Genomic DNA, 25,984 nt, shown 5'->3' with positions numbered 1-25,984 from the left:
GAAGATCTCCTTTAATTTTATGCATTCGACAGCATTTCATCTGATTCTACGCCGCCTGGAAATAATTTTTCTGGGGATCCCATTTCCTGGATCTTGCCACTTTTCAATACCAATACTTGATCAAAATTCATTGTTTTATCCGCATGATCCAATGACCAGACCAATCCGCGCCCTTTAAACTCTTGCAATATGTTTTTCATAAGGCGTTGTTCGGTCGCCGCATCAAAAGAGGAGGTTGCCTGATTTAGGATAAGCATATCCGGGTGTTTGATGATCGCCCGTGCCAGACAAAGTTTCTGTCGCTGTACAGCACTCAGGCGCGCACCAGCAGTGCCAACACTGAAATTCAGGCCGACGGCGCTAATTGTCCGTTTCAAATCCATTTCTTCCACGACGGTGGCCAGAACTGCGCCAATCTTCTCTGCGGCCTGTGCGTAGCCAAAGGAAATTTTACCAAACAGGATATTGTCCTGCAGGTTAGTGGCGGCACTATAAGTATCGGCATTGAAGAAGGCGACGCTGCCTTTCAGCTCGTCCGGCAGGTTTTCAGCAAACTGATGTCGTGCCTTGACGATTTTTTCCTGAATATCATCTGTCAATACGCCAAGGCGATGGCGAGACGGAATCACCTTAAAGGGTAGCGACATAAATCTCAGTCGGTCTTCTTCCCGTAGTTGGTCAAGATGATCCCAATCGATGCGGCTGTTCATGGCTTGATATTCCGGCAAATCGTCAGAGGAAATAAAACCATAAAGCTGGAAGAATTCATGATCCGGTGGCAAACCGGCAAATAGTTCGACCATCAGAGATGCAACTTGATACCCCATACGCAAGAAGGTTTCGGTTAGGTCCGCGTCTTCAATAATTTTCTGAACATAGGAATTTTCCGCCATGCGATCCAAATCGAAAGCTGTTCCGACCGGTGTGCCGAAAAGGAGATTTTCAGCCAAGGTCGCATTGGTATTGTAACTATCCCGCTCAAATGCCTCGATCATATTCTTGAGACTTGGGTCGCTTTCAATCTTTTCGAAAAAGCGCCGTCGAGCTGCGAGAATAAGTTCCGCAGCTTCAGGGAATTCCAACGGATCGATGGCGCTGCGCAATCCCAGTTGATATACATCCTCACTCAGATCCACCATGGCCAACACATCCAGGGCGCGGACGTCGAGACTGTGTGAATCTTTGACGCAGGCAAGATCATAGTCCAGCCAGTTGGCGTTCATATCATCAACGGAATTCCCGGTGAGCTTGGCTTCAGAAATATATAATTCTCGTCGCGCTTTGTCCGCGCCTTCATAGGTGCTTTCCTGAAGCGGGCGATGTTTCAAGCCGAAGAAAAGATTGTCGCCCAAAGTCGAATTGAAGACATATCCATGCTGCCCCACATAGGCAAAGCGGCGTCCGACAATTGCTTCGGGGGCTTGGGTTAAATCGATGCTGCCAGCTGTCAAATTACCTCTATCGGGGTCAATGATTCTGGCCAGCACCCGTGTGAGGGCTTCACGTCCGGATCCGGCCGGACCGACAATTGCGACACGTTCCTTGAGGCCAAATCGAACATTCAGGCCTTCCAGTAATGTGGAACCAGTGTCATCGGCAAGGACAATATTGCTGCCGACCATTTCACCATCAAGTGTCGGAAGAACCTCTGGCTCCTCCAGCTGATTGCTTTCATCGCGCATGCCAGCGGGCTCAAACTGTTCGACAACCTGTTCATATTTTATCCGGGCATCTTCACGCCGCTGGTAATAGGCCAGCAGTTCTTTCCAGGGGGCCGCCATTTCCTTGTGTGCGCCGATGGCCGCAACCAGAACACCAATTTCCAAAGTACCGTTGATGACCATGGTGCCGCCGATCCCGTAGAAGAAAAAGGGGCCAAGCTGCTGAATGAAATTGTTCAGGAATTTGACAATAAACTTCAGGATGTAAATGCGATAGCGGACGGTATAAATGCTGTCCAGCTGGTTTGAAAAACGGGCTCTTAGAAAGTTGGAACCATCGTGGGAATGAACCTCTTCCGCTCCGTTCACCGTTTCGCCGATTTGATCCGATAGAACACGAACCAGCTTGACGCGCTGTTTTCCCAATAAATTAACTTTTTTCTGTAACTTGGGAATAAAATAGGCTTGTAGCGGGTAAAGGGCAATTGCAGCGACAGCCATAATCCAGTTCTGGATAATCAGGAAACTGATGATAACCAGCAGATATCCGCCCTGAAAAATCGGAACCGCAAAGGCCTCGCCAATAAATCCTCCCAATGGTTCGACTTCCGCCGTAATCATTGGAATGATTTCACCAGGACTTTTCTTTTTAAATGTGGGCATCGGGAATCGCAGGATCCGACTATAGAGCTGGAACCTCAGACGGCGTAGCATGCGCTCCCCCGAGATTCCCTGGTATACATTTATAATATATTTGAAGCCCTGATTAATGATCACGAGCAACAGAAAAACCCCGACCATCATATACAGATAGGCAAGCTGATCTATTTCGAAGCCGAAATATTCCACTGGGTAAGAGATGTCTTTGGCTGAAATGGCTTTATCAATAATAATTGCTGGTATCTGCAAATAAACATAAAGAAAAGGAAAGGACAGAATGGCCATTATCGTAAGTATGACTTGCTGCTTTTTGCTATGCTGCAGAATATACTTATAAATACTGTGTTCCATAAATGATCGCCCGGCTGCCTACTTCAATTATCACTTCAGAAGAATGATAATATATTTCGCCTAGTTTTTCACAGTTTCGGCCCTTGCCGCAAGAAGGAAATTTGCTTTGCGGCAGGATGGGGATCGGGAAACAAAAGCCAATCCTTGATGCCGCATTCGGATTGTTTGTTGATATTCCACGTGCGAGCCCTTAACAAAGACTGTTCGGAATTCTTATAATCTTGGGAAAATAAAATCTGTGCATGATCAGAAACTACCGGTAGTCGCTGTTGTTTTAAAAGGCTATCCACGCCTCTCAGAGACATTTATTGCACAGGAGCTGCTTGCTTTGCAGAAGCGCGGTGTAAATTTACAGCTTATATCGTTGCGCCACCCGACGGATACCAAGACCCACCCTATCCATGATGAGATTGCGGCGCCTGTGAATTATCTGCCGGAATATTTATATCAGGAGCCGATCCGGATTTTTAGGGCCTGGCAGGTTGTTCGACACTATCCCGGATATAAGCAGGCAAAAAAAACATGGTTGAAAGATTTGAGGCGAGACCGGACGCCCAACAGAATACGCAGATTCGGACAAGCTCTGGTATTGGCGGCCGAATTGCCACAGACAGTCTCCCAGATTTATGCGCATTTTTTGCATACTCCGGCATCTGTTGCCAGATATGCCGCGATGATACGGGATCTGCGCTGGAGCTGTTCTGCCCATGCAAAGGATATCTGGACTTCACCGGAATGGGAACTGCGGGAAAAACTGGATGATTTACAATGGCTGGTAACCTGCACGTCGGTGAATACGAAATATCTGTCGGGCCTTGCCCGCGATGGGGCGAAAGTCGAGTTGATGTATCACGGGCTGGATTTATCTCGGTTTGCGGAATTTGAAATGCGTGAATTCACGCGGAATGGGTCAGAAGTGGCTGATCCTGTCAGGCTCCTGTCAGTCGGGCGCGCCGTCATAAAAAAAGGATATGATGATCTGCTGACCGCCTTGGCAGCACTTCCGCCCGAAGTAAACTGGACTTTTTCACATATTGGTGGAGGTCCGTTGCTGCCGCAGCTCAAAGCTCAAGCAGCTGATTTAGGAATTGCCGACCGGGTTCAATGGCGTGGTGCCCTGGCGCAGAAAGATGTCCTGCTGGCGTTGCAGGCCGCTGATATTTTTGTGCTGGCGAGCCGAATAGCTGAAGATGGAGATCGTGACGGTCTGCCCAATGTATTGATGGAGGCGCAAAGCCAGCGGCTACCGGTTATTGCGACAGATGTATCGGCGATTTCGGAACTTATTATTGAAAATGAAACGGGCTTGCTGGTGCCGGAGCGGACGCCAGCTGCATTGACCGCCGCCATACTTCAATTTTGCCGCGATCCGCAGCTGCGGGAAAAACTTGCAGTGGCGGGCAACATGAAATTAAGGGCGCAATTTGATGCCGGCAAATGGATTGGAAAGCTGGCGGATAAACTGGGAGGCGCCTTGTGAAGCTTGCATTTTATGCCCCCATGAAACCACCGGATCACCCAACCCCGTCCGGCGATCGTCGGATGGGCAGATTGCTTTGGAAGGCACTGGAAAATGCCGGCTTTGATCTTGAACTTGTTTCCCGCCTACGCAGCCTGGAGACATCAGGAGACGCAGCGATCCAGGCGGGCAATGAACGTAAGGGGCGCGTTGAAGCCGAAAGACTAGTTACGGCATGGCGGGCAGATCCAGCGCAAATGCCCGAAGGCTGGTTCACCTACCATGTTTATCACAAATCCCCGGATTGGATCGGACCATATGTCTGTGAAAAATTGAACATCCCATATTTTATTGCCGAAGCCAGTCACGCCCCGAAACAGGCAAATGGACCGTGGAAGCCGGGCTATGATGCGGCGGCCAGGGCAATTACTCAGGCGGCCTGTGTGTTTCACATGACAAATCTGGACGGTGCTTGTCTCAAGTCGCTTATTGCCGATGATAGTCAATTGGTATTCCTACCGCCGTTTCTTGACACAGAAGCCTTTCTTACAGAGGCAAATGAAAATGTGAGGGTTGAAGACCTCGTGGTCGCAGCTGGAGGTCAGCGGGATAAAAAGAACTTGCTTGCGGTCGCTATGATGCGGAGCGGTGATAAGTTTATGTCCTATGAGCAGATAGGATTGATGCTGCCGTTGCTCAAGACGGATGACTGGCAGCTGCTGATCGTAGGCGATGGGGATCGCCGTGAAGATATCGAAAAGTTGCTATCGCCTTTCGTGGATAGAATTGTCTATTTAGGGCAACAACCGTCATCAATATTACCTGCGGTATACAGATTTGCCGATGTCTATGTATGGCCTGCCCATGGCGAAGCCTATGGAATGGCGTTTTTGGAAGCGCAAGTGTGCGGGCTGCCGGTTGTGGCCGGTAAAATAAGAGGGGTTCCGGATGTGGTGAAAGACGGGCAGACAGGTTTGCTGACAGAAGAGGGGGATTTTGGGGCGTTTGCCGAGGCAGTGGATTTTTTACTGGCTTCTTTATCTGTTCGCGGGAAAATGTCCGAAGCTGCACATCAGTTTGTGCGATCAGAGCGCGGTCTGGAAAAGGCAGCCAAAACCCTGAAGCACTATATTGGGAAAGTGCTGAAATGAAGCGTATCCTGTTTATTCGACATGGCAAAACGCAATGGAACCTTGAGAAAAAGCTTCAAGGCCGACGGGATATTCCCTTATGCGAGGATGGGATCAGGCATTTGAAAAAATGCGCTATACCCAATGAGTTTAAGGATTATGCTTGGTCGGTCAGCCCACTTGGCCGCACCCGGGAAACGGCGCAATTGCTCGGCGCGCGATTGATTCGACAAGAACCGGCCCTGATTGAAATGGATTGGGGTAAATGGGAAGGCAGGACCATCTCGGAACTCCGGCAACTTTATGGGTCGGATATGGCCGAAATTGAAGCGCGAGGGTGTCATATGACACCTCCGGGCGGAGAATCTCCGGCAATGGTTGTTGCGCGTCTCAAACCCTGGCTGAAGAACCTTGAGGGCGACACGATTGCAGTCACGCATAAAGGCGTCATCCGCGCAGCCCAGTCCCTCGCCTATGATTGGGATATGACCGAAGAATTACCAGTTGAGTTTAACTGGTCTGCAGGGCATCTTTTTACTCTGGAAGAGACAGGGGTTATCCGCCCCGAGCGTATTAATATTAATCTGGAAAGCAAATAACCGATATGTCTTCCCCGAAGAAAGTACTTTTTTATGTCCAGCACCTTCTGGGAATTGGTCATTTACGTCGGGCAGCCACTCTCACTCGCAATATGGTAAGGGCGGGTTTTGACGTCACGGTGGTATCCGGCGGCCACAAGATTGATATCGATATGGGAGGCGCCCGACTAGTACAGCTGCCAGCGACCCGGGCGACAGATTTGTTTTTCAAAGTGCTGGTAGATGAAGATGGGGAGCAGATCGATGATGACTGGCGGCAAAAGCGGGCAGGTATCCTGCTTGATCTTTGGCGGGAGGTTAAGCCAGATATCCTGATGTTTGAGTTGTTCCCCTTTGGTCGCCGTCAGATGAGGTTTGAGCTGTTGCCTCTTCTCGACGCTGCTAAAGCTGCCGACCGCCCGCCGCTGATCATTTCTTCCGTCAGAGATATCCTTGTTGCGCAGAACAAGCCCGGTCGGAATGATGAAATGCTGTCTCTGGTTGAAACCTATTTCAATTATGTTCTGGTTCACGGAGATCCGGACTTGATCTCCCTCGATCAAACTTTTCCGCATACCAGCCGAATTCAGGATCGATTGTTCTATACAGGATATGTGGTGGATCGGACGGGCGTCAAAGGCCCAGCGGGAGCACCAGGGGACGGCGAAGTAATAGTTTCCAGCGGCGGCGGTGCAGTGGGGACTGATTTGTTGAAGACAGCCATGAAAGCACGCGCATTGACATCGGCCAGAAATATGACATGGCGGATGATGGTTGGTGCAACCGTTGAAGACAGCATTTTTGAGGAGTTGTTGGCCTTGGCGCCGGACGGCGTCATTGTCGAGCGGGCGCGAAAAGATTTCACGACTTTGTTGATGAATTGCACCCTGTCCATCAGTCAGGGCGGCTATAATACGGTCATGGAGGTCCTCTATGCGAAATGTCGGGCGGTTATTGTCCCATATGCCGGTGGTCTTGAAACCGAGCAAACCTTGCGGGCCCGGTTGCTGGCACAGAAAGGGGTGTTGCAGATCGCCGACGAAAATGGCCTGACCGCTGAAATTCTTGCGGTAAAAGTTGAAGATGCACTTGCCGGGCCACCGGCGACAGCTCACATCAATACAGATGGTGGGGCAAATTCCGTTGATTTAATCAGGAAATGGACCGGAGATATTACGTGACCAGCTGGCAGGACCTCACTGCTGAACTTGATTTATGGACGTCAGAGAAGCGCTTGGCGACATTCTGGTGGCGGGATGATGATCTCGTGGCGCCCTCGCCGGCCCTCGACCGCCTGATCAGTCTTCGAGATCATTTTAATATTCCGCTGGCACTGGCGGTCATACCGGAAGCCGTTGATTCGACCCTGACAGATCACGTACCGGATTGTTTTATCCTGCAGCATGGGTTTCATCATCACAACTATGCGGATCCAAAAGAAAAAAAATCGGAATTTTCCAACATCAGGCCAATTGTGGAAATGGAGGCCGATCTTCAAAACGGCCAAAGCATTCTGAGCCAGCTATTTGGTGATCAATTTTTACCGTTCTTTGTGCCTCCTTGGAATAGAATTGATGACAAGGTGCTTCAACAGTTACCCAAATTGGGGTATATTGGGCTTTCGAGATATAAACAACGGTCCAAGGCGGTGCCAGTAGCCGGTATGGTGGAAATCAATGCCCATGTTGATCCTATAGATTGGCGTGGGAGTCGCAGCTCCCTTGAAACAGACCAGATTTTGACGATGGTTCTGGAACATTTGATTGCGCGGAGAACCGGTCGCGCAGATCCACGAGAACCGACCGGTTTGCTGACCCATCATTTGGTGCATGATGAAGAGGTATGGGCGCAAATTTATCAGCTCATGTCATTTTTATGCAATCATTCTAGTGTCAGATGGATTCCCTTACCGGCGGCAATTGCTCTGATCGATGAAATCTCGGAAGATATTATTCTGCCTAAAGTAGAAGCGGAGCCTGCCGATGATAATAGCTGACCGATGAAAGTTTTTGCCTATTCCTTTCAAGACTTGCTTGGGAGTTATTTCCGGGCGTTATTCGGACTTGCTTTAACATCAGTTCCGCTCTTGTTGTTAAACCCTTCTTCTGTCATTGTTTATTTGTTGGCATTTCTGGCAGTATTGTTTTTTTGCTATGGAGTGCGGGCAATAATCCGACAATTGACCCGATTAGAGGTCAATCAAATTGGAATAAACATGATCGGCCCCATTAACAGGGCTATCAAATGGGAGGAGTTGGGAGGCTTCAAACTTAGCTATTACTCGACGCGTCGTGATCGGGAAGCGGGTTGGATGCATCTCAAATTGAAAGGCAAGGGTTTGGGATTGGGTATTGATTCAACAATTTCAGAATTTGATGAACTGGTGAAGCTGGCCCATGTGGCTGCGTCCATGAACGGGGTTGTTTTTGATGCATCGACGATCCGCAATTTACGGGCGCTGCGAATATCCGGTTCTCCAGAAAACCCGTTCTACGTCAAAGGGACCTTTAGTTAATGGCAAATGTTCTCCTCGTCAGAGATTTAAAAGTCGAGTTCCGGGTAGCAGAGGGTGTTATCAAGGCTGTCGAAGGGGTGAGTTTTCGAGTCCCGGAAGGAAAAACAGTTGCGCTGGTTGGCGAGTCTGGCTCCGGAAAATCGGTTATCAGTCAGGCTATTATGTCTATTCTGCCCAAGCCCGCACATATTACCGGCGGCGAAATTTTGTTTTTCGATCCTGAAAAACCAGGTGTTTTCTACGATATCGCGAAGTTGAAGCCTGATAGCAAGGAAATGCGAAATATCCGTGGTGGACGTATCTCGATCATCTTTCAGGAGCCAATGACATCCCTGTCGCCGCTGCATACGATTGGTGATCAGATATCCGAAGCTCTGCATCTTCATCATGAGAAAACCAAGGAAGAAGGCCAGCAAATTACGATTGATATGTTGCGACTGGTCGGTTTTCCTGATCCGGAAGGAGCGCTGCACACCTATCCATTTGAACTATCAGGCGGGTTACGCCAGCGGGCAATGATTGCGATGGCAATGATCTGTAAGCCAGCCCTCCTGATTGCCGATGAACCAACCACGGCGCTGGATGTGACTATACAGGCGCAGATACTGGATTTGATGCAGGGTCTGCAGAAACAGCTTGGCATGGCCATTTTGATGATTACCCACGACCTTGGAGTCGTCGCAAGCATGGCTGATGAAATTGTTGTCATGTATCATGGTAAGATCATGGAACAAGGGACCCTTGACGATATCTTTGCCGCGCCGGAGCATCCCTATCTCAAAGCGCTTATGCGGGCCATCCCGAGGTTTAACATGAAACCGGGAGAACGTCTGACGCCAATTCGTGAAATCAAGCGCGACAAAAACAGTCGCTTTCTTGAGCAAGCCAACCCCCGCGAGATTATAAGCGGCGATGAGAGTCCGATTTTGGATGTTCGGAATTTGTCTAAAACCTTTACGACGCGGAAATCCACGTTATTTGGTTCCAAACCCGGTGGTGAGATTCTTGCGGTGGATAATGTTAGCTTTTTTATTCGCCCTGGCGAATGTCTCGGTCTTGTCGGTGAGTCCGGTTGTGGCAAAACGACTTTGTCCAAGCTGATTTTGAGGGCCTTGTCGGCAAGCGACGGATCGGTGACTTATAATGACCGTGGACGGGACGTTGATGTCCTGGCGCTAAAAGGCGAAGAGCTGTTTGATTATAGAAACAAGGTCCAGTTTATCTTTCAGGACCCCTTTTCATCGTTAAATCCGCGTATGACGGTATTTGATATCATTTCGGAACCACTGGTCATCCATAACGTGGGAACCGTTACGGAACGCGAAGAAACAGTGAAAGAATTGATGACCCTGGTGGGATTAGACATTCGATTTTTACGGCGCTATCCGCATTCTTTTTCGGGTGGACAACGGCAACGCATTGGGATTGCCCGATCTCTCGCTTTGAAACCCGATTTGCTTATATGCGATGAACCGGTGTCGGCGTTGGATGTATCCATTCAAGCGCAAATTTTGAATCTACTGAAAGATCTCCAGAAAGAGTTGGGGCTGACATATTTGTTTATCTCGCATAATCTGGCGGTGGTTGATTACATTGCAGATCGAATTGCCGTGATGTGTAAAGGCCGACTGGTCGAGACGGCGCCGAAGGATGTATTATTTAAAAACCCGGTACATCCCTATACCAAGCGACTTCTTGCGGCTGTCCCGGAACCGGATCCAAACAGAAGGCTGGATTTTTCCCATTTGGTTGAGGAGAAGGCATCGAACCCGGAATTATGGCCACAACCTTTTACCGTGAATACGAGCAGTAGTCCGGTCATGATGGATATTGGAGAAGGACATTATGTCCGCGTAAGCGAAGAAACAGACGCGAAGGAGTTAAGGCTTTGATGTCAGGATTTTTGAAGCAAGGGATGAATTTAGTAGCAGGTGCTCTTGTGCTATTGGTCTGGAGTCAGGTGCATGCAACCGAAGTTCCTTTTTTCAAGCCCGCGGTGGCGAAAGGCGAACTTTCGCCCGTTGCCGAAAGACTACCCTCAGTGCCACTTGTTGTTGAGCCTGGAGAAGGCCAGGAATTGGGAAAATATGGAGGCCGCCTGCATACGCTGATCGGTAATCCATCAGATGTCAAACTGATGTTTGTTTATGGCTATGCACGTCTTGTTGGATATACAGTGGACTTAGAACTTGAGGCCGATATTTTGGAATCATTTGAAGTGACGGAAGGCCGGAAGTTTACACTGAAACTCCGGGCCGGTCACAAATGGTCGGACGGTGCTCCCTTTACGTCAGAAGACTTTAGATATTGGTGGGAGGATGTCGCAGGCAACATGAAGCTGTTCCCTGCAGGCCCCCCGGCAGAGCTTTTGGTAGGCGGGAAGTTGCCGAAAGTCGAGTTTCCGGATGCGCAAACGGTTATCTATACATGGGAGGCACCAAATCCGAATTTTTTACCGCTTCTGGCGGGCGCCTCGCCTCTGCTGATTTATAGCCCGGCTCACTATCTGAAAAGATTTCATGAGAAATATATTGATGTTTCCAAGCTTAATAAAATCCAAAAGATCAAAATGAAGTCCTGGGCATCGGAACATAATCGTAACGACAACCTGTACAAGTTTGACAATCCCAACCTGCCGACATTACAACCATGGCGCAACACAACAGCGTCGCCGGCAACGCGCTTTGTGGGTGAAAGAAATCCTTATTTTCACAGGGTTGATACAGAAGGTCGCCAGCTGCCCTATATTGATGAACTCATATTCAATGTATCGGAAGGAAAGTTGATTTCCGCTAAAGCGGCGTCAGGGGACACGGATTTGCAGGCTCGAGGCATACAGCTTCAGGATGCAACATTTCTGAAAGAAAACGAAGAGCGGTCAAATTACAAGACTTTGCTTTGGCCGACTGTTCGTGGCTCTCATTTCGTACTATTCCCAAATCTCAATGCAGAGAGTGAGATGTGGCGCGGGTATATGCGCGACGTGAGGTTCCGGCGGGCGCTGTCTCTGGCCATCGACCGTGAAGAAATCAATGATACTCTGTTCTTCGGCTTGGCAGTTGAGGGGAATAATGCGGTTCAGGAACAAAGTGACTTCTATACTGAAGAATTACGCACCAAATGGGCGGAATATGATCCGGATATGGCAAATGAGTTACTCGACGAGATGGGACTGACGGATCGCGATGAAGACGGCCATCGGCTTCTTCCAGATGGCGAGAAATTTGTCATCGTTATAGAAACAGCCGGCGAGACCACAGAGCAATCGGATATTCTTGAGCTGGTAAATGAAGCGTGGCAGGAAATAGGTATCTCCGTATTTACCAAGCCATCGCAACGCGCAGTATTTCGCAATCGTATCTTCTCTGGTGAAACCGTGATGTCGGTCTGGGCCGGGTTTGAAAATGGCATTCCCAACGCGGCATCCAGCCCAGCCACACGGGCGCCGACCAATCAGATCAGCTATCAATGGCCGAAATGGGGCCAGTATCACGAAACAAAGGGTAAGTCCGGTGAGCCCATCGACATACCCGAAGCCATCCTCTTATATGACCTCTATGACAAATGGCTGAAATCTACTGATACGGAAGAGAAGGCGGCGATTTGGCGGGAAATGCTCGATATTCATGCAGAGCAGCAATTCACCATTGGTATCGTTGGCGCTATTTTGCAGCCTATCATTGTCAAGAACACGCTCAAGAACGTTCCCGAAGAAGCAATTTTTAACTGGAATCCAGGGGCGCAGTTCGGGATCTATCATCCGGATCTATTTTGGTTCGATAAATAATTTGAATGCAAGCGGGTTTGAATAGCAGCAATTTTGATAAGAAAATAAATAACTTTACGCCGATTGCCGACGATTTGTTGACGATGGCATCGTTTTAAGTGAAAAATGCAAATGGGGAGCGGGGTTGAACCGACACGAAGTCGGCACCTCATAGAGCGGGGCTGAATGTTTACTTACTTTGTACACAGAGTACTGGTTATGATACCGACCTTGTTGGTAATCAGTATTCTGACGTTTATTATCATTCAGTTGCCGCCGGGCGACTATCTGTCTAATCAGCTCGAAGAACTAAAATCGCAAGGTGAATCGGCCTCTGCCCTCGCGAAAATAGCCTTTTACAGGGAGCAATATTCGCTAGATAAACCACTCATAGAACAATATGCCATCTGGATGGGGTTCTGGCCCGGCCCGAATGGTTTTTCAGGTATGATACAGGGAGACTGGGGTCAATCTTTCGCATATGATCTGCCGGTGCGAGAAGTTATCGGCGATCGGCTTGGTTTATCTTTCCTGATCAATTTCTCGACGATTGTCTTCATTTATATTGTCGCCTTTCCCATCGGGGTATATTCGGCAACGCGGCAATATTCCATTGGCGACTACGGATTTACGCTTGTCGGCTATCTGGGACTGGCGACGCCCAACTTTTTGCTGGCCATGGTGCTTCTGTATTATGCAAATGTGTATTTTGGCATTTCCATTGGCGGGCTTATGGATGACAAGTATGTCGATCAGCCATGGTCATTTGATAAAGCCCTGTCAATCATGGATCATATGTTGATTCCGGTTATCGTCATTGGAACGAGTGGCACAGCGTCCATGATTAGGCGATTGCGGGCAAATTTACTGGATGAATTGCAAAAACAATATGTGACCACTGCACGTGCCAAGGGTGTGCCGAGACTAAAAGCTCTGGTCAAATATCCAATCCGCATGTCGCTCAATCCGTTTATTGCTGATATCGGTAATCTTTTACCGGATGTTATTTCCGGATCAGTGATCGTCAGCATGGTTTTGAGTTTACCGACCGTCGGTCCATTGTTGCTTGAAGCATTGCAAAACCAGGATCAGTATATGGCTGGTTCACTTTTGATGTTCCTGGCATTATTAACGGTTATTGGCATGTTTGTCTCGGATGTGCTCCTCGCGGTTCTGGATCCGCGTATTCGACTGTCAGGGGGGGCGACGAAATGACGGACACTACCGGTTCAAACAAAGAACAACCGTTAGAACATTGGCATTCTGACGAACCGTTTGACCCCTATTCAGTCGAAGCCCTGTCGCCGGAGCAGGAACGCTTTTACATGGCGTCTCAATGGCAGATGATGTGGTGGAAGTTCCGCCGCCATCGCGTGGCGGTGATCAGCGGCATTATATTGTTGCTTTTTTACCTTTCGATTTTGATATCCGAGTTTCTGGCGCCCTATGACTTGCATGGTAGAAATACGAAATTTATATTTGCCCCGCCGCAGGCCATTCATTTATTCCATGAAGGGGAATTTGTTGGACCGTTTGTTTACGGTTATAAACAAAAGCTCAACCGTGAGACCCTGAAAAGGGAGTATCAGATAAATCATAAACAGGTCTATCCTTTGCGCTTTTTCTGTTCCGGGGATGAATATAAATTCTGGGGACTATTTAATGCCTCGTCGCATTTGGTTTGTGCAGCAGATAAAAAAAGAGCGACTTTCTTCTGGCTGGGAACGGATCGGCTAGGCAGGGATATTCTGTCGCGGATAATCTATGGAACGCGGATTTCCCTGACCATTGGGCTTATCGGAATTATTATCAGTTTTACGCTTGGTATTATTCTCGGCGGAATATCGGGATATTATGGCGGCTGGATCGATAATGTTATTCAGCGGACCATAGAGCTATTGAAATCTATTCCGCAACTGCCGCTTTGGCTTGCACTATCGGCGGCTCTACCGGTCACTTGGTCGCCCATTCTGGTATTCTTTGGGCTGACAGTAATTCTCGGGTTGCTTGATTGGCCGGGCTTGGCGCGTGCTGTAAGATCGAAATTCCTGTCGCTTCGGGAAGAGGATTTCTGTACGGCAGCGCAGCTTATGGGTGCCCCGCCGCAACGGATTATCGGACGTCACTTATTGCCCTCCTTCGCCAGCCATTTGATTGCCAGCGCCAGCCTTGCGGTGCCAAGTATGATTCTGGGGGAAACGGCTTTGTCCTTCTTAGGCCTCGGATTGCGACCGCCCATTACTTCGTGGGGTGTGTTGTTGAATGAAACGACCAATATCAACGCGGTGGCGACGACGCCGTGGCTGATTTACCCCGTGGTACCGGTGATCCTGGTTGTCCTGGCGTTCAATTTCTTGGGGGATGGATTGCGTGATGCCGCAGATCCTTACAAGTAAGCATACCAGGCAATTTAAGGGGATATAATAACGAGGTCCACTGTTCCGCTAACCCCCTCTACGGATCGGCTTTTTCGTGTTTCCAAATGCGCGCGCGGCAGATAGCCCTGTAATTGAGCCGCATCGACAGCGCCGCGCGTGGTGACCGCGTTGGCCTTTTCATCTTTGGCATGTTTGTCCAATTTGGCCGCAAGATTTACCGGCTCTCCAATGACGGTGTATTCCAGTCTACTGTCATCGCCCACAGCGCCAAAAACAATGGGGCCAACGGCGGAAGTGAACCGAATTGTCATGGCGAGTTTACCCTCTTCCTCACGATCTCGAGACCAATGCCCGGCTTCATCCACGAGATCTTCCATCGCCCGAAGACAATCTGCGGCGTAATGATCTGTAGATACGGCTGCGCCAAAGGTGGCTAAAATACCATCCCCGAGGAATTTATCGATGGTTCCGCCATGCCGTTGAATTACCGGCACCATTCGGGACTGATACTCCGCCAATAGCGAGATGACTTCATTGGCCGGCCTTTCCATGGACAGCTTTGTGAAACCCTGTAAATCGCAATGTAGAATTGCCGCGGTCCGTGCTTCCCCTTTACCAGGTTCGATCCAGCCTTCTGAATGGGTTATCTGATCGGCAATTTCGGGAGAGAAGAACCTGGATAAATCTTCGGCTGCCGTGGCTTGTGCGACAGAATTTATCAAAAGCTTGCGGCCCCTGACAATGACCAGGGCCAAGATTAATGTGACAACGACAATACTAATGACTTTGTCAAACTCCGCTCCCAGAAGTATTTTGTGAGACATCGTATAGACGACGTAATCTCGGGTAACATTGGTCATACCATCATCAAAGAAAACGGCATAGCCGAGCAGGATCATCCAACCAATGGCCGCCGAGGCGCCAGCCAACAACACGTAGGCTGCCTCAAAACGCAAGGCACGAAGGGCAATGAAAATGAAAACATACAGAAGAGTCGGAGATTTCAGATAGAAAGACGCCGGTTGTTCATACTGGACATGAAAGCTCCAAATGAGAAACATCAGCAAAACCATGTCTGCGACAACGGACAGAGAAAGAAATACCGGCCCAACCCGGCCGGAATAAGCAAGTGCGAGCCGGAACAATGTGAATATGCCATAAGCTGCAAGAGCATAGGGGACAGGTGCGAACATGGCGTCCGATGAAAAAGTTTTCGGCGACAGACCGTAGAGCGTCGAAAAGGTCAGGACGATAAATACCTGTACCCAGGCAATCAATATCTCCGACTGAGTTTGTTGACGCTCAATCGCGTCTTTCACCCGACCAGGGAGCTGCCCTTGGATTTCATCCCCTAGGATTGTTTTTTTTACTTGTTGCCACATGTTCGGAATATGCGCCTTAATCGCTTAATTTGAACACACAAGAAGTCATATATCCGTGATCTTGTTTTTCCGTAGCCATAAACTTGTTTCTACAGCCCCGCCCCTTATTGGTAGCTTCGAAATAAAGGATGCGTCAAAGACAGCCTTCATACGACTTGTAACATAAGCGCTTGAGAAAACGACATCATATCCTCCTCCCAGGAAATAAGGCGCAATTGCCTGTTGTTCGTTATATCCGCGCCAATCCCAATGTTCGGGATAATCGTCGGGGAGAAAAATATCGTGAATATGGATGAGAATACCAGCAGGGAGGCGCGGCAGGATTTCGAGAAAGAGGAGATCTACATCTGACCCAGGCATGGAAATATGGCTGGAGTCGATAAAAAGAATATCTCCCGAACGCAAATCCGAAAATAAATCAATCGGTGCTTGCTGCACAGTATCGCGTACAACTTCGATAGGAAGCGTTTCAATGGTTGCGCGAGGCGCCGGGTCAATGGACGTGAATTTGGTTGAAAGAGACCCATCTTGAATTGCTTGCATCATAAAACGCGTCGAATGCCCGGATCCTACCTCGATGATGCGGGTAGGGTGATGGCTGCGAACTATTCCGTAAGCAACGGCGGCATCTAACCTGGGAAACCAGTCCTGCTCCCAGCGGGGGGCAGGCGGCGGCTGTTGGCCGAAAGCGGAAAATGTTGATTTATATTGGTCAAGGGATTTCAGGCAGCTGAGGAATTCCGGCTCTTTTTCCTTCATAAATGCGTCAATTTGGCTGTACGGACCGCGATTGCCGGCGCTGGGCAAACTATCGGCATATCGATATGGAATAAAAAATCCTTGCTTCTGATATCCTAAGATAGTGTTTAATCCCATTCGAAGACGACGCATACTCATGACTGTTCAACCTTAATCGACCCGAATTTCATTTCTCGTGGTACATTCTCTTTCAACCTTATATGGTCAAGCGAATACCTTAATAATAAGAAAGCAGGACCGCGGACCATGAGCACATCTTTTCATATCAACGTTGAAAATACCACTCTAACAGTGCGACTGGATAATCCTGAACAGCATAATATTCTATCACCGACGACAATGATGGGGTTACGCGAGGCGCTGGAAAAGCAAACGGATAATGCCGACTTGCGGGTCGCTATCCTCACCGGAACCGGGAAGAGCTTTTGCGCTGGCGCTGATCTTGGAGAATTGGGGCGCTATAATTTTGATGAAAACCCCTTGGAAATGCTGACGAATATTGTTGAAACTCTTCCTTTTCCGACGATTTGCGCATTGAACGGGGGTGTTTACGGTGGGGGTGCGGATTTAGCCATGTCTTGTGATTTTAGGATTGGTGTCACTGGAATGAGCTGCTTTATTCCACCAGCTCGTATTGGTATCCATTACCCACCAACGGGTCTGGCCCGGGCTGTCGCACGGCTTGGCCTTGGTCCAGCGAAACGGTTTTTTCTGGCGTGCGAAAAAATGTCTGCAGAAGAATTAAAGGCCATCGGTTTTTTGGATTATCTGGTTGATCCGTCAGAATTGGATGTGCGGACAACCCAATTGGCTGATTCAATATCGTCACTCGCACCATTGAGTTTAAGGGGAATGAAAGAGACGTTAAACGACATTGCTCGCGGGGAACTTGATATGGTAAAGGCCCGCGCCGCGCAAAAAGCCTGTTTGCAATCCAATGATTTTACGGAAGGGCGACAGGCGTTGGCAGAAAAACGGGTCGCAAATTTCACTGGAACCTGAATTTTTCCTTATGGATTTTACCGGATGGATACCATTTCCATCCGGCGTCAATGTGAATATAGCGCCTAGAGAATAAATTTCGAGAGATCCATGTTTGTTGTCAATTCACCTAAATGCTCTCGGACGTAAGCGGCGTCAATATCTACTGTTACGCCGCTCTTGTCAGAAGCCGTAAAGCTGATTTCCTCCAGGACGCGTTCAAGAACGGTGTGCAGCCTACGGGCGCCGATGTTCTCCACAGCTGCGTTGACATCGGCGGAGATGGTTGCAATCTCCTCGATGGCGTCATCCTTGAAATTGAGAGCAACTTCTTCTGTTTCCAATAAAGCGACATACTGTTTTATCAGGCTTGCTTCAGGCTCCGTTAAAATGCGCTTGAAATCCTCTTTCGTCAGTGCCCGCAACTCAACGCGGATTGGAAGCCTGCCTTGAAGTTCCGGCAGAAGATCGGAGGGTTTGGCGATATGAAATGCGCCGGAAGCGATAAAAAGGATATGATCGGTTCGAATTGTCCCGTATTTGGTGCTGACAATTGTTCCTTCAATAAGGGGCAGCAGATCGCGTTGGACACCCTCGCGGCTGACGTCCGCCCCTTGTCGATCACTGCGTGCACAGATCTTGTCGATCTCATCCAGAAAAACAATTCCGTTATTTTCGACAAGCGAAATAGCTTCGCGAACGACACCTTCCTCATCCAGCAGCTTATCGCTTTCCTCGTCGATCAGGAGTTTGTAGCTATCCTTGACAGTTAGCTTACGGGATTTCGTCCGCGGACCGCCTAACTTACCCAGCATGTCGTTGATATTGAGCATGCCCATTTGCGCGCCCGGCATTCCCGGAATATCAAATGTAGGCATTCCGGAGCTTCCGGTATCAAGGAGCTCAAGCTCTATTTCCTTATCGTCGAGCTCGCCTTCTCTCAGCATTTTGCGAAATTTTTGGCGGGTATCTGACGAAGATTTTTCACCGACTAATGCATTGAGGACACGTTCCTCAGCTGCAAGCTCTGCCTTGGCAACAACTTGTTCCCGCTGATCATCGCGGACCATGTTGAGGGCAATTTCAATAAGATCGCGCACAATTTGTTCGACATCCCGTCCAACATACCCGACTTCAGTGAATTTTGTGGCTTCAACTTTCAAAAAGGGCGCATGGGCAAGCTTTGCCAATCGCCGCGAAATTTCGGTTTTACCAACACCTGTGGGTCCGATCATCAAAATATTCTTTGGAAGCACCTCTTCACGCATGTCTTCAGGGAGTTGCTGACGGCGCCAGCGATTACGCAAAGCAATCGAAACGGACCGTTTCGCGTCAGCCTGTCCAATGATATGGCGATCTAGTTCATAAACTATTTCACGTGGTGATAAGTCAGACATTATTTTGGATACTTTCAACAATTAAATTTTCGTTCGTATAGACGCAGATTTCTGCAGCAATTTTCAGGGATCTTCTTGCAATATCCTCGGCTTCCATATCATCAAGGTCAACCAACGCTCTGGCGGCGGCCAACGCAAAGTTGCCTCCGGAACCAATGGCGATAATACCATCTTCCGGCTCCAGAACATCTCCGTTGCCGGTCAGAATCAAGGATGTGGTGGCATCTGCTACAGCCATCATTGCTTCCAAACGGCGCAGATATTTATCCGTGCGCCAATCCTTTGCGAGTTCAACGCAGGCACGGGTCAAGTTTCCCGGATGCTGCTCCAGCTTTCCTTCCAGGCGCTCAAACAACGTAAACGCATCTGCTGTCGCGCCGGCAAAACCGACAATAACATCCTGAGCGGCGCCAATACGGCGCACTTTACGGGCATTTCCTTTGATGACAGTTTGACCGAGAGAAACCTGGCCATCTCCGGCGACAACGACAGTTCCGTTCTTACGAACCGATAAAATGGTTGTTCCGCGCCAGCTTGGTGGATTTTCAGACATGATTATTTCTTTTGTTAAGTTCATTTACTCGTCCAAGACGATGTAACCATTTTAACGCGAGGGTCAAGATGCAAAGGCGCCAACCCGGCATAAACATCTACTTTTCACCAATAGGAAGTTCACATTTACTGATGGAGCGCGTCCTTATTTCGGTAATGACCATGATTTGGAGGGAAAGTTTCGATGAATAACCCGGATAACCGAACCGGCCTTGAAGAAGATAGCGCCTCTAATCTTCGCGCGATTTTTGAAATACTTAGTTATATTTTGGTAGATGCACAAAATGACAGGTACAAAGAGCTCGAAGAGCTAGCAGAGCGAATAGAATTTGCGCTGAATCTCGCCGAAAAATTGATCAAAAGGGACGCCTCTACAGCAGGTACACAGGACAATCATTCCGATGGTGCAGGAAGTGCTGGCTCGTTTGGAACGAAGGAGAAAGAAGAGATCCTCATCTAAGGCAGGCACATTGACTGCAAAATCTCTCTATTGCTTGGAATTCTGTCCTGATACTGCTATATCGTCGCCAAAGGTTCGGAATGATTGATGGCCTGGAAGGATAAGTTATGCGTGAAGGTAGTGTAAAACGGGCAACAAAAGAGACCGAGATTGAGGTTTGGTTGGATCTTGATGGTACGGGAACCTATGATGTCCAGACTGGTATAGGCTTTCTTGATCATATGCTGGAGCAACTATCGCGCCATAGTCTGATGGATCTTAAAGTCCGGGCAACCGGTGATCTTCATATTGATTTCCATCATACGACAGAAGATACAGGTATCGCCATAGGCGAAGCGTTTTCGCAGGCGATTGGGGATTTGAAGGGAATTCGTCGGTATGCTTCCGCGCTCATCCCCATGGATGAAACGCTGACAAGGGTTGCCCTCGATGTATCAAATCGCCCGTATCTTATCTGGAACGTCGCGTTTAGCCGGGATAAACTAGGCGACATGGACACCGAGTTGTTTAAAGAGTGGTTCCAAGCCTTTGCGCAGGCGGCTGGTATTACTTTGCATGTTGAAAATCTCTACGGTGAAAACAATCACCATATTATCGAGAGTTGTTTCAAGGCTTTGGCCCGGTCCTTGCGAGATGCGGTGGAAATTGATGCTCGCCGATCTGATGCTGTCCCGTCGACCAAAGGTGTGCTGGGCGGAAGCCTGTAAATTATATCGTCTCGATTTTATGCACTCTGGACAGGCGTGATTCTTTTGATTCTCAGCCAAAATTGGGATCATTGTAGTGATCTATTTGCGGAATTAAGTTTATTATGGAAACAGTAATAATTGATTACGGTTCGGGCAATTTGCGATCTGCCGCGAAAGCGTTTGAGCGATCCGTCAGTGAAGCGGACCTTGACATGGAAATCGTGGTGACACGCGACCCTAGCAGGGTTCGTCACGCGGATCGAATTGTCCTTCCGGGTGTTGGGGCTTTTAAAGCCTGTAAATCTGGCCTGAATGCAGTAAGGGGTATGGAAGAAGCCCTGGTTGATGCCGTTATAGAAAAAGGCAGGCCGTTTTTCGGTATTTGCGTAGGTATGCAGCTAATGGCAACGCGGGGAATCGAATATGGGGTAACCGAGGGTTTCGATTGGATTGCCGGTGATGTCGTCAAACTTGCCCCGACGGATCCTTCCTTGAAAATTCCGCATATGGGTTGGAATGAACTTTCACTTCAGTCGACACACCCACTCTTTGACGGTATGGAAAACGGCCAACATACGTATTTTGTGCATAGTTACCAAATGACCACTGCAAACCCGGGGCATGTTTTGGCACGCGTTGAATACGGTGGTGACGTGACAGCGATTATTGGACGCGATAATATGATTGGAACTCAATTTCACCCCGAGAAAAGCCAGGAAACAGGACTCACCTTGATTACCAATTTTCTGAAATGGAAGCCCTAAATGTCTGAGAATAGCAGAACAATCAGCCAGCCAGTTATTGAAACAATAAATGAATTTGAGCAGTCAGATCTCGATGATCTATGTGATGCCGCAGACCAGGCCATTATCGATGGAAATGGATTTGGTTGGCTAACGCCGCCACGGCGTGCCGTTCAGGAAGCTTTCTGGAAAGGGGTTCTGATTGTTCCCGTTCGAGAGCTTTATTGCGCCCGCTTTGAAGGTCGGATTGTCGGGTCGGGTCAACTGGTGAAGCCATTTTCAAACAATGAAGCGAGTGGGCATATTGCTCAAGTCGCGACATTTTTTATTGCCCCCTACGCGCGAGGGCACGGTTTGGCCATAGGGCTGTTGGCGGTTATTGAGCAAAGTGCCATTGCACAGGATTTCAAAATCCTGGAGGTTGATGTACGTGAGACTCAATCCGCAGCAATATCCTTGCTGGAAAATAATGGGTATGAACGCTGGGCGGTCAAAGAAAAATATGCATGGAACGGTGTAAAATTTGTCGATGGCTATTACTATAAAAAAGATCTCGGGATGGTCGAGCCAGCATGAATATTTATCCAGCTATTGATCTAAAGGACGGAAACTGTGTGCGATTATTGCGGGGTGAAATGGACGCCGCAACCATATTCAACAATGATCCAGCCGACCAGGCGCGCAGTTTCAAGGATGCAGGTTTCAACCGGTTGCATCTGGTTGACCTAAATGGGGCCTTTGAGGGTAAACCCGTTAATGCGTCAGCTGTCGAAAATATATTGTCCGCGACGGATGTTCCCGTTCAGCTGGGCGGTGGAATTCGAGATCTTGCGACGATTGATATGTGGCTGCAAAAAGGCCTCAAACGAGTGATTTTGGGCACTGTAGCGCTTCGTGATCCAGCGATGGTTGTTGACGCTTGTAGGGCCTTTCCTGGCCATATTGCTGTTGGTATTGACGCGCGAGACGGTCGCGTTGCCGTTGAAGGATGGGCGGAGACGAGCGAAACAACCGCCCTCGACCTCGCCCGGAAATTTGAAGATGTTGGCGTTGAAGCTATAATCTATACCGATATTGATCGAGATGGCGCATTGCAAGGCGTCAATCTGGAAGCAACACGTGCTTTGGCCGATGCAATAAATATTCCGGTTATCGCATCCGGCGGGGTGGCTTCTATCGCTGATATTGAAGGTCTCTTAACCCATACAGATAGCGGTATTGAAGGCGTTATTATTGGTAGGGCCCTGTATGATGGCCGGATTGACCCAGGTGAAGCGATGGCGCTTGTCCGGGGTGAACATGCTTAAATCTCGGGTTATACCCTGTCTGGACGTCAAAGATGGCCGGGTGGTAAAAGGCGTCAATTTTGTAGATCTGATTGACGCCGGTGATCCTGTTGAGCAGGCTCGAATATATGATGCCCAGGGTGCAGATGAGCTGTGTTTTCTGGATATCACGGCGACGTCTGACAACCGTGATACAATTTATGATGTGGTAAATCGCACAGCGGAACAATGTTTTATGCCGCTCACAGTCGGCGGCGGTGTCCGGCAAGTGGAAGATGTCCGAAAATTATTATTGGCTGGCGCCGACAAGGTATCCATTAATAGTGCGGCTGTAACCCGTCCGGAACTGGTCCGTGAGGCGGCCATGCAGTTTGGCAATCAATGTATTGTTGTTGCCATCGATGCCAAACAAACGAAGCCAGGAAAATTTGAGATCTTTACTCACGGTGGTCGAGAAGAAACAGGGATTGACGCCGTAGAGTGGGCGCAGCGTATGGCTGAATACGGTGCGGGTGAAATACTTTTGACATCAATGGACAGGGATGGGACGCGCTCGGGGTTTAATATTCCTTTGACGAGCGCGATTGCTGATGCTGTTTCTGTCCCGGTGATTGCCTCTGGCGGCGTGGGGACACTCGATCATTTGGCAGAAGGCATTCGGGAAGGACATGCAACGGCTGTGTTGGCGGCATCTATCTTCCATTTTGGTGAATTTACTATTGGTGAAGCAAAGCAGGCAATGCAAGATGCCGGCATTGCGGTTCGACTCTAGGAGGCAAAAATGTCAAATGGTGCCCATATACTCGATAGACTCCATGCGACGGTTTTAAGTCGGAAGGGTGCGGACCCAAACAGCTCTTATACGGCAAAGCTATATAGTAAAGGGTCGAAAAAAATAGCTCAGAAGGTCGGCGAGGAAGCTGTTGAACTCGCCATCGGGGCGGTCTTGAAGGATCGGGAAGAGATTATTTCAGAAAGTGCGGATTTACTCTATCATTTGTGTGTTCTGTGGGCGGATGCCGGGGTTGATCCTGCAGAAATATATGCCAGATTGGCGGATCGGGAAGGTTTGTCGGGTTTGGCCGAAAAAGCAGCTCGTTCGACGAAATGAAAGATATAAAAATGGCTTATGACGACGAAAATATTTTTGCAAAAATACTACGCGGAGAAATTCCTAATGCAACTGTATTTGAAGACGAGAGTATTCTCGCTTTCAACGACATAGCCCCGAAGACACCGATACATGTTTTGGTTATTCCAAAACGTCCTTATGTGGATATGGATGATTTTTCCGCAAATGGAACGGCCGAGGAAATAGGGAATTTCTTTAAAAAAGTCGGTGAAATTGCCCGAAACCTCGGTCTTGATGAGAACGGGTACAGAGTAGTCTCCAATAACGGGCCAAACGCCGGTCAGCTGGTTCCACATTTTCATGTGCATATTATGGGCGGCCAGAAAATCAAGGAAGGAAGCATGGCCCGCGGCATGTAGCCTCCAGCGTTCGTTATTTTAGCGACGTTAGGTCATGATTTTGGCGTCTTCTACTACGTAGATTGCGATGGTCTCTTCGCGACCGCGCACCATCACTTCTTCAGAACGTATATTGGAAAAATCTCGACCGGATCGTTTGGCGAGCTCGCTCGAGAATATAAGCTGGCTTGAAAATTCTTTGTTCATGGTTTCAAGACGGCTTGCCGTATTGACCGCGTCACCAATGGCTGTGATGGAGGTGGCGTTGCCATACCCCATCTTGCCGACAATTACTTGACCCAAATGCAGTCCAATCCCGATTCGAAGAGGGCTGGGTAAGTCGGACTTAAGGTTGCTGTTCATTATCTCAAGCTCGGCTGCCATGGCCATTGCGGCATCAAGTGCTTTCTGGCTTGCGATTTCAGGAGTGTCGTCTAACCCGAACAAGGCCATCACACCGTCACCAATAAACTTGTCAAGATGGCCGCCGCTCGCTTCAATCGCTTCTCCCATGTGACGAAAATACTGGTTGATCACGAAAACAACGTCATAAGGAAGTTTTTGTTCTGAGAATTTGGTAAAGGACCTTAAGTCAGCAAACAGGATGGCAATTTCCTTTTCCTGCCCATGCAGATAGCCTGGCTGATTAAATCCCTGCTGCGGCGTGGATTTGGCGGGAAGGAGCGGGACCACGGAGATATCCGTGGCAGGTTTTACCTGACAGGCGAGCCGGGTCCCGTCAACGGCACCGACGCGCTTAAGAACCGCAGCTTCTCGTTCGCTTGGCGGTTCCAGATCCATTTCTCCCTCAATGACTCTGATCCGGCAAGTTGAGCAACGACCCCGCCCGCCACAAACAGAAGCATGTGGAATATTACCAAGGTTGCTTGCCTCGAGAACAGTAATTCCAGGAGGTGCGGAAACGGTTTTACCATCCGGGTAGGAAACCGTAATCAGCTTCTTTCGCTTAAAATGAGCGATCCAGAATAATCGGCTTGCCCCCAACAGGACCAGGCCGACGATCATAAGGCGCAGCCCTTGGTCGCGGATCCCATATGCCCAACCGACCAGGCCCTCTGGCAGGTTCATTTCCGCAAAAAAAGCAGTTCTCCAGGCGGCATCTGAAAACAGATCTTCTACTTCGTTGGCGCCATTGATAAATCCTGTTAGCGCCAGTATCGGTAATGCTAGGGAGAGACTGTATAAGATCGGGAACGCTGAGCTGTACCATGGCTTCAACCGTAACCAGAAATGGACGCCAAGGCAGCCATGCACCCAGGCGAAAATCAAGGCCGCGCTTTGCAACAGGGCTTGCAGCGGCGTGGCGACCCACAGGCTGAACAATACGAAGGCGTAGCTGTCATCTATGCCGTAAATCTCATGCACAACCCGGGTGCCGACAATATGTAAAAGGATCAGGGGTGGTATGGCGAAGCCCATGACGATCTGTATGATTTCACGGGCAGGTAGCCGACGATAGGAATGGATTGATAGCATCTTGGCAAACACCAAGATCATATGAACGGCAATCGCGGCGATCAGCAGAATGGTTCCCGGCAGGCTCCGCCAGATGTCAAGAAAGACTACCCTGCCGATTTCCATGGCATTAAGTGAAATAAGCCCCAAAGAATGATTGAGTAGGTGACCGGTAAGAAACACCATCAGTACCAGTCCGCTCACCAGACGCAAACGGCCGACTGTAAAAAACCGTTTCAAAGGTTTTCGGGCTGCTTTTATGATGCTCGTCGCAGTCATCTATCGGTCATA

25 protein-coding genes are annotated in these 25,984 nt (G+C 48.9%); 19 read left to right on the top strand and 6 right to left on the bottom strand.

Annotation, left to right across the window (positions count from 1 at the left end):
- Positions 1-17: 17 nt before the first annotated feature.
- The gene (locus tag NBZ79_RS18650) at positions 18-2,672 is read right to left on the bottom strand and encodes an ABC transporter transmembrane domain-containing protein (RefSeq protein WP_251934167.1); all 2,655 of its coding nucleotides are present in this window, start codon (positions 2,670-2,672) and stop codon (positions 18-20) included.
- Positions 2,673-2,901: 229 nt separating this feature from the next.
- On the opposite strand from NBZ79_RS18650, the gene NBZ79_RS18645 reads away from it, so the two are divergent.
- The 10 genes from NBZ79_RS18645 (at position 2,902) to NBZ79_RS18600 (ending at position 14,516) form a co-directional block, all read left to right on the top strand.
- Positions 2,902-4,152: a glycosyltransferase family 4 protein gene (locus NBZ79_RS18645; RefSeq protein ID WP_420854626.1), complete on the top strand. Its 1,251-nt coding sequence runs from the start codon at positions 2,902-2,904 to the stop codon at positions 4,150-4,152.
- On the top strand, positions 4,149-5,282 hold the full coding sequence (locus tag NBZ79_RS18640) for a glycosyltransferase family 4 protein (protein ID WP_251934165.1): 1,134 nt from the start codon (positions 4,149-4,151) through the stop codon (positions 5,280-5,282). The genes NBZ79_RS18645 and NBZ79_RS18640 overlap by 4 nt, the downstream gene beginning before the upstream one ends.
- Positions 5,279-5,860, top strand: a complete 582-nt coding sequence (locus tag NBZ79_RS18635; protein ID WP_251934164.1) for a histidine phosphatase family protein — start codon at positions 5,279-5,281, stop codon at positions 5,858-5,860. The genes NBZ79_RS18640 and NBZ79_RS18635 overlap by 4 nt, the downstream gene beginning before the upstream one ends.
- A gap of 5 nt (positions 5,861-5,865) precedes the next feature.
- Positions 5,866-7,020, top strand: coding sequence for a glycosyltransferase family protein (locus tag NBZ79_RS18630; RefSeq protein WP_251934163.1), 1,155 nt, complete (start codon positions 5,866-5,868; stop codon positions 7,018-7,020).
- Positions 7,017-7,835 (top strand): polysaccharide deacetylase family protein, encoded by an 819-nt coding sequence (locus NBZ79_RS18625; RefSeq protein ID WP_251934162.1) that lies wholly within the window; start codon positions 7,017-7,019, stop codon positions 7,833-7,835. Before NBZ79_RS18630 ends, NBZ79_RS18625 begins: the two co-directional genes overlap by 4 nt.
- A gap of 219 nt (positions 7,836-8,054) precedes the next feature.
- On the top strand, positions 8,055-8,354 hold the full coding sequence (locus tag NBZ79_RS18620) for a hypothetical protein (protein ID WP_251934161.1): 300 nt from the start codon (positions 8,055-8,057) through the stop codon (positions 8,352-8,354).
- Positions 8,354-10,246, top strand: a complete 1,893-nt coding sequence (locus NBZ79_RS18615) for an ABC transporter ATP-binding protein (RefSeq protein ID WP_251934160.1) — start codon at positions 8,354-8,356, stop codon at positions 10,244-10,246. Before NBZ79_RS18620 ends, NBZ79_RS18615 begins: the two co-directional genes overlap by 1 nt.
- On the top strand, positions 10,246-12,141 hold the full coding sequence (locus tag NBZ79_RS18610) for an ABC transporter substrate-binding protein (protein WP_251934159.1): 1,896 nt from the start codon (positions 10,246-10,248) through the stop codon (positions 12,139-12,141). Before NBZ79_RS18615 ends, NBZ79_RS18610 begins: the two co-directional genes overlap by 1 nt.
- Before the next feature lie 165 nt (positions 12,142-12,306).
- Positions 12,307-13,335, top strand: coding sequence for an ABC transporter permease (locus tag NBZ79_RS18605; RefSeq protein ID WP_256470250.1), 1,029 nt, complete (start codon positions 12,307-12,309; stop codon positions 13,333-13,335).
- Positions 13,332-14,516 (top strand): ABC transporter permease, encoded by a 1,185-nt coding sequence (locus NBZ79_RS18600; protein ID WP_251934157.1) that lies wholly within the window; start codon positions 13,332-13,334, stop codon positions 14,514-14,516. The genes NBZ79_RS18605 and NBZ79_RS18600 overlap by 4 nt, the downstream gene beginning before the upstream one ends.
- Before the next feature lie 14 nt (positions 14,517-14,530).
- Here NBZ79_RS18600 and NBZ79_RS18595 read toward each other — a convergent pair whose 3' ends face one another.
- Both NBZ79_RS18595 and NBZ79_RS18590 read right to left on the bottom strand, forming a co-directional pair.
- Positions 14,531-15,880 carry an adenylate/guanylate cyclase domain-containing protein gene (locus NBZ79_RS18595; RefSeq protein ID WP_251934156.1) on the bottom strand — a complete coding sequence of 450 codons (1,350 nt, stop codon included), beginning with the start codon at positions 15,878-15,880 and terminating at the stop codon, positions 14,531-14,533.
- A 45-nt stretch (positions 15,881-15,925) separates the two neighbouring features.
- Complete coding sequence (locus tag NBZ79_RS18590; RefSeq protein WP_251934155.1) at positions 15,926-16,777, bottom strand: class I SAM-dependent methyltransferase; 852 nt, start codon at positions 16,775-16,777, stop codon at positions 15,926-15,928.
- Positions 16,778-16,885: 108 nt separating this feature from the next.
- Between NBZ79_RS18590 and NBZ79_RS18585 the strand changes: the two genes are divergently transcribed.
- The gene (locus tag NBZ79_RS18585; protein ID WP_251934154.1) at positions 16,886-17,641 is read left to right on the top strand and encodes an enoyl-CoA hydratase/isomerase family protein; all 756 of its coding nucleotides are present in this window, start codon (positions 16,886-16,888) and stop codon (positions 17,639-17,641) included.
- 65 nt (positions 17,642-17,706) lie between these two features.
- Here the strand turns inward: NBZ79_RS18585 and hslU are convergent, their stop codons facing one another.
- Together hslU and hslV are read right to left on the bottom strand one after the other, a co-directional pair.
- The gene (gene hslU, locus NBZ79_RS18580) at positions 17,707-19,017 is read right to left on the bottom strand and encodes an ATP-dependent protease ATPase subunit HslU (protein WP_251934153.1); all 1,311 of its coding nucleotides are present in this window, start codon (positions 19,015-19,017) and stop codon (positions 17,707-17,709) included.
- Positions 19,010-19,570: an ATP-dependent protease subunit HslV gene (gene hslV, locus NBZ79_RS18575; protein WP_251934152.1), complete on the bottom strand. Its 561-nt coding sequence runs from the start codon at positions 19,568-19,570 to the stop codon at positions 19,010-19,012. Before hslV ends, hslU begins: the two co-directional genes overlap by 8 nt.
- 183 nt (positions 19,571-19,753) lie before the next feature.
- On the opposite strand from hslV, the gene NBZ79_RS18570 reads away from it, so the two are divergent.
- The 8 genes from NBZ79_RS18570 to NBZ79_RS18535 all read left to right on the top strand — a co-directional run bounded on the left by NBZ79_RS18570 (position 19,754) and on the right by NBZ79_RS18535 (position 24,238).
- Positions 19,754-20,029 (top strand): hypothetical protein, encoded by a 276-nt coding sequence (locus tag NBZ79_RS18570; RefSeq protein ID WP_251934151.1) that lies wholly within the window; start codon positions 19,754-19,756, stop codon positions 20,027-20,029.
- A gap of 107 nt (positions 20,030-20,136) precedes the next feature.
- Positions 20,137-20,736 (top strand): imidazoleglycerol-phosphate dehydratase HisB, encoded by a 600-nt coding sequence (hisB, locus tag NBZ79_RS18565; protein ID WP_251934150.1) that lies wholly within the window; start codon positions 20,137-20,139, stop codon positions 20,734-20,736.
- Positions 20,737-20,840: 104 nt separating this feature from the next.
- Positions 20,841-21,482 carry an imidazole glycerol phosphate synthase subunit HisH gene (gene hisH / locus NBZ79_RS18560; protein WP_251934149.1) on the top strand — a complete coding sequence of 214 codons (642 nt, stop codon included), beginning with the start codon at positions 20,841-20,843 and terminating at the stop codon, positions 21,480-21,482.
- Complete coding sequence (locus tag NBZ79_RS18555; RefSeq protein WP_251934148.1) at positions 21,483-22,037, top strand: GNAT family N-acetyltransferase; 555 nt, start codon at positions 21,483-21,485, stop codon at positions 22,035-22,037.
- The gene (hisA, locus tag NBZ79_RS18550) at positions 22,034-22,768 is read left to right on the top strand and encodes a 1-(5-phosphoribosyl)-5-[(5-phosphoribosylamino)methylideneamino]imidazole-4-carboxamide isomerase (protein WP_251934147.1); all 735 of its coding nucleotides are present in this window, start codon (positions 22,034-22,036) and stop codon (positions 22,766-22,768) included. Before NBZ79_RS18555 ends, hisA begins: the two co-directional genes overlap by 4 nt.
- Complete coding sequence (gene hisF / locus NBZ79_RS18545) at positions 22,761-23,519, top strand: imidazole glycerol phosphate synthase subunit HisF (RefSeq protein ID WP_251934146.1); 759 nt, start codon at positions 22,761-22,763, stop codon at positions 23,517-23,519. The genes hisA and hisF overlap by 8 nt, the downstream gene beginning before the upstream one ends.
- Positions 23,520-23,528: 9 nt before the next feature.
- The gene (locus NBZ79_RS18540; RefSeq protein ID WP_251934145.1) at positions 23,529-23,858 is read left to right on the top strand and encodes a phosphoribosyl-ATP diphosphatase; all 330 of its coding nucleotides are present in this window, start codon (positions 23,529-23,531) and stop codon (positions 23,856-23,858) included.
- An 11-nt stretch (positions 23,859-23,869) separates the two neighbouring features.
- The gene (locus tag NBZ79_RS18535; RefSeq protein WP_251934144.1) at positions 23,870-24,238 is read left to right on the top strand and encodes a histidine triad nucleotide-binding protein; all 369 of its coding nucleotides are present in this window, start codon (positions 23,870-23,872) and stop codon (positions 24,236-24,238) included.
- A gap of 27 nt (positions 24,239-24,265) precedes the next feature.
- Here the strand turns inward: NBZ79_RS18535 and NBZ79_RS18530 are convergent, their stop codons facing one another.
- Positions 24,266-25,972: an adenylate/guanylate cyclase domain-containing protein gene (locus tag NBZ79_RS18530; protein ID WP_251934143.1), complete on the bottom strand. Its 1,707-nt coding sequence runs from the start codon at positions 25,970-25,972 to the stop codon at positions 24,266-24,268.
- Positions 25,973-25,984: the final 12 nt, after the last annotated feature.

The organism is Sneathiella marina (genome assembly GCF_023746535.1).
GTDB classification, from domain to species: domain Bacteria; phylum Pseudomonadota; class Alphaproteobacteria; order Sneathiellales; family Sneathiellaceae; genus Sneathiella; species Sneathiella marina.
This window is presented reverse-complemented; position numbering and strand designations above follow the sequence as displayed.